Below are 4,045 nucleotides of genomic sequence, written 5' to 3'. Positions count from 1 at the left end.
AGCGGGTTCTCGGACATCCCGCTCAGCCTCGGCCCGCTCGGGCAGCAGGGCGAGCGACTCCTCGGTGCGGCCGAGCGCGGCGAGCGCGCGGGCCCGCAGCAGGGCGCCCCAGCGCTGGTCCCGCTCGTCCAGCCGGCGCCCCTGCGTCTGCTCGGCCCGCTCGGCCGTCGCCAGCAGCTCCAGCACCTCCTCGTGCCGGCCCAGCAGGTGCAGGGTGCCGGCCCGGGCCTGGTGGAAGCGGAGCGAGACCGGCTGGCCGGCCGCCCGCATCCGGTTGGCCGCGGAGTCCAGGTGGTCCAGCGCCTCGGCCGCCCGGCCGTCGTCCTCCAGGGCGTCGGAGTACTCGCGGGAGAGGCAGTCGTAGCAGGCCCGGTCGGGCTCGATCCGGTCGAGCGTCTCGCCGACCACGGCGAGGCGCTCGGCCACGTACCCCGGCCCGTCGACCCGGGCGTGGCAGATCGCGAAGTCCTGCACCACGCAGACGGACTGCGGGCAGCCCTCGGTGTCCTCCCGGTGGGCGAACTCCAGCAGGTCGACCGCCTCGGGCAGCACCGCCTCGCCCTGCTGGCGCTTGTTCAGCAGGTTCTGCATCCGCCAGTGCCGCAGGTAGACCTCGACCCAGGGCAGGCCGAGCGCCCGGGCGGCGGCCACCGCCTCCGGGTAGAGCGCGTCCAGCTGCTCGTTGCGGCCCTCGGTGGCGTGCTCGGGCAGCTCGACGATGGCGTCGGCCAGCCGGTGGTGGCCGGCCTCGGCCAGCTGCCGGTGGGTGTCCCGCACCCAGGCCCAGATGTCGGTGGTCATGGCTGTTCCCCCTGCGTCGTGCTGATGAGTTGTCTACCGCACCCCACTGACAGTCCGTCCGTCACGGCTCCTCCGTGAGCGCGCCGGGGCTGTCCGGGACCTCCGGCAGCCCGGCCGGGACGGCGGCGGTCAGCGCGGAGACCGCGGTGCCGATGCCGGCCAGCGCGGCGGTGAGGTCGCCCTCGGACGGGCCGGACGAGGCCGCGGCCATGATCACCTTGATCGAGCGGAGCAGCCCGGCCGCGGTCGCGCTGCCGGTGTGCCCGGCGCGGTAGGCGGCGAGCAGGTCCCGGACCGCCGGACTGGCCAGGTTGAGGTAGAGCCGGGCCCGGACCCCGCCGTCGGTGCGGGCGGTGAAGGCGCGGGCCAGCCGCAGGGCGGCGGACGGTATCCGGGCGTCCGCCTGGTCGTCCTCGATCCGGGCCTTCAGCTCGGCCTCGCGGTCCGGCACCAGCACCAGCGGCAGGCCGGGCGGGTCGAAGCGGGCCGGGACGAGCTGCTCGCCCGGGTCGGCGAGGGCGCCGGCCAGCCAGGCCGCCTCGTGCTCCGGCAGCGGGCGCTCCGGGTCGCGGAACAGCTCGCGGTTGCCGCGTTCGCTGCCCAGCTCGACCACCCGGCAGCCGCGCAGTTCGGCGTAGCGGTGCAGGAACGGCAGGACGGCGTAGCGGTCGCCGCGCGCGATCGGCACCCGCATCGCCCGGTACAGCATCTCCTCGAAGCCGCCGCCGCTGCCGAGCGCGACGTGCACCGCGCCGCCGCCCGCCGCGCGCAGCGCGCCGGCCGTGAGGTCGCCCTGGGAGGTGGGCACCGGGACGTCGTCGGCGAGCAGGGTGAACAGCCGCTCGTCGCAGAGCGCGGCGCCGAGCAGGTCGTTGCCGTGCCGGGTGAGGATGCGGCGCCAGGCGGCGGGCCGCAGCCGGGCCGTCTCGTACAGGCCGTCCACGATGGCGTCGGCGAGGGCCTTCCGGAGCGCGTGGTAGTGCTCGTCGCGCTGGAGGTCCTCGCGGCTGGCGGTGGGGGTGAGCCGGTCGGACTCGACCACGCCGCCGATGAACCCGGCCCAGCGGGGCAGCAGGTCGCGGGCGTCCTCGGCGAGCAGCATGCCGCGCAGGTAGACGGCGAGGTCGCGGTTGTCGCTGCTGCCGTAGCTGCCGCCGTCCTGGACCCAGAGCAGGCCGACCGCGTCGGTGGCGCCCTCGACCGGCTCGACCGGGAAGGCGGTGAGCGGCTCGAAGCGGCGGCCGAAGGCGGCGGCGAAGCGCATCCGGGCGGCGTACGGGTCGCCCTCCGGACGCCCGCGCCAGGGCACCTCGACGGAGTTGACCGGCCGCTCGTCCTCGCCGACGTGGACCGGGACCGACAGCAGCACGCAGTAGCGGCCGAGCACGTCGCGCAGGACGTCCTCGTCGGCGAGGTGGCCGTGCTCGGCCTTGAGCGCCAGCTCGACCACCGTGCCCGGCCGGGGCCGGGCGGGCACCGGCTCGACCTGGTACTGCTCGCCGCCGCGGCTGCGGTAGCGGTGGCCGAGCCCCGGCTCGCGGTGCGAGGTGGTGGTGACGGTGACCTCGTCGGCGACCGAGAAGGCGGAGAGGAAGCCCAGGCCGAAGGCGCCGATCAGCTCCTGGTTGCCGGTCAGTTCGCGCAGCATCCGGGTGTAGCCGGTGCCGACGGTGGCCAGGTAGGAGTGGATCTCGGGTTCGGTGAGGCCGGCTCCGGTGTCCTCGATGGCGACGGTCCGCCGGGCGGCGTCGGCGCGCACCCGGATCAGCGGGCGGTGGTCGCCGTCCGGGTCCTCCAGGAGCCGGCGGGTGTGCGAGTCGTGGGCGTTCTGGACGAGTTCGCGCAGGGCGACCAGCGGGGTGGAGTAGAGGTGGGTGGCGAGGACGTTCACCAGGCCGCCGAGATCGACCTCGGTCGTGCGCAGCTCCTCGGCGGGGGTGAACTCGGGCGGGGCACCATCAGACATGGGTCCTCAGTGTGCCAGTGCGACTATCTGGCGACCATTTCTTTCTTCTTGACGCCTTCCCGATGGAATGACGGAATGCGGTCAACTTCGACAACGTCGAATTGACCACCCCTCCACCATCGGGGGAATTGCCACCCGTTCGGTGGAGTTCGTCCACCCCGCTGGTGAATGCTGAAGGCGCGACGCCACGTCCCGGCGCCCCGGGGCGGCCGCTCCGGGCGGCACCACCATTCGCTTCTCGCCAGGGAGACCAGCGTGTCCCGTATTCGCGCAGCCGCCGCCGTCACCGCCCTCGGGGCACTCCTCCTCGTCGGCCTCGGTGCCGCCACCGCGCACGCCGACAGCGGCTCCGGCGCCGGTGCGGGCGACCGTTCCAACGGCAGCGTGGTGAGCGACTCCGGCTCCGGCAACATCATCGGCACCGTCCACGGCAATGTGGTCAACACCCAGCAGACGGCCACCGGTTCGGGTGCGGGCAACCAGAACAACGGCGTCGCGGTGACGGGCAACGGCGGGACGGTCAGCGCCGACCAGGGCAACACCGTCCAGCACAAGTCCCTCCGGAGCGACGCTCCCCGGCGCGACCGCGGCGTCGACGCGCAGGTCTACTACCCGCACGTCCTCTACTAGGCCCCGCCGTCGACTCGCCGTCAGGAGAGCCCCAGCACCGCCCGGCCGAGCCGCAGCAGGCAGTCCCCGAGGTCCGGCCGGGCGTTGTGCGGACGGTTCCGCACCCCGTCGTTGACCAGCGCGAACAGCGCGTGCACCCGGATCCGGGCGGCCGCCGCGTCGTACCCGGGACGCACCTGCCGCAGCAGTCCGACCCAGGTGCGCAGGAAGTCCCGCCGGAAGTCCACCGCGGCCCGGCGGTCGGGCGGGGCCAGCCGCTCCGTCTCGCTGAGCATCGCGCCCAGGTAGTCCCCGTTGCGCAGCGCGAAGTCGACGTACGCGCCCAGCCCGGCGTCGAGCGCCGCCCCGGGCCCGGCGGCGGCCGCGATCGCGCCGTCCACCTCGTGCCAGAGCCGCTCGCGGCTGCGCACCAGCGAGGCGGCGAGCAGCTCGGCCTTGCTGTCGAAGTGCCGGTACACGCTGGGGCCGGAGATGCCGACGGCGGCACCAAGCTGGTCGGTGCTGACGTTGTCGAAGCCGCGCTGGTGGAACAGCCGTACGGCCGCCGCGAGCAGTTCCTCCCGGCGCGCCCGCGCCCTGGGCTCCGGCGTCGGCCGCGGCTCGGCCACCGCGCCGGGCCCCGCGGCCGTACCGCCCGGGGAGACCGCG

3 protein-coding genes and 1 pseudogene are annotated in these 4,045 nt (G+C 75.0%); 1 reads left to right on the top strand and 3 read right to left on the bottom strand.

Annotated elements, in window-relative coordinates; translation table 11 throughout:
* Window positions 1-801 (bottom strand): annotated as a pseudogene (locus AE652_RS36805) (hypothetical protein); the annotation flags it as partial.
* Between the two features lie 61 nt (window positions 802-862).
* Entirely contained in the window at window positions 863-2,767 is a 1,905-nt protein-coding gene (locus AE652_RS36800; protein ID WP_049659465.1) for an ATP-binding protein, read from the bottom strand.
* A gap of 255 nt (window positions 2,768-3,022) precedes the next feature.
* Here AE652_RS36800 and AE652_RS36795 point away from each other — a divergent pair, with 255 nt between their 5' ends.
* Window positions 3,023-3,397, top strand: coding sequence for a hypothetical protein (locus AE652_RS36795; RefSeq protein WP_063780386.1), 375 nt, complete (start codon window positions 3,023-3,025; stop codon window positions 3,395-3,397).
* 20 nt (window positions 3,398-3,417) lie between these two features.
* Here AE652_RS36795 and AE652_RS36790 read toward each other — a convergent pair.
* Window positions 3,418-4,045 (bottom strand): TetR/AcrR family transcriptional regulator (locus AE652_RS36790; protein WP_049659463.1); only part of this gene is annotated, 628 nt, incomplete at its 5' end.

It is taken from the genome of Kitasatospora sp. MY 5-36 (assembly GCF_001182915.1).
In the GTDB taxonomy this organism is placed as follows: domain Bacteria; phylum Actinomycetota; class Actinomycetes; order Streptomycetales; family Streptomycetaceae; genus Kitasatospora.
This window is presented reverse-complemented; position numbering and strand designations above follow the sequence as displayed.

What these genes read in the sequence shown, in the direction of transcription:
- AE652_RS36800 (WP_049659465.1), bottom strand. Translation starts at nt 2,767, where the DNA reads ATGTCTGATGGTGCCCCGCCCGAGTTCACCCCCGCCGAGGAGCTGCGC.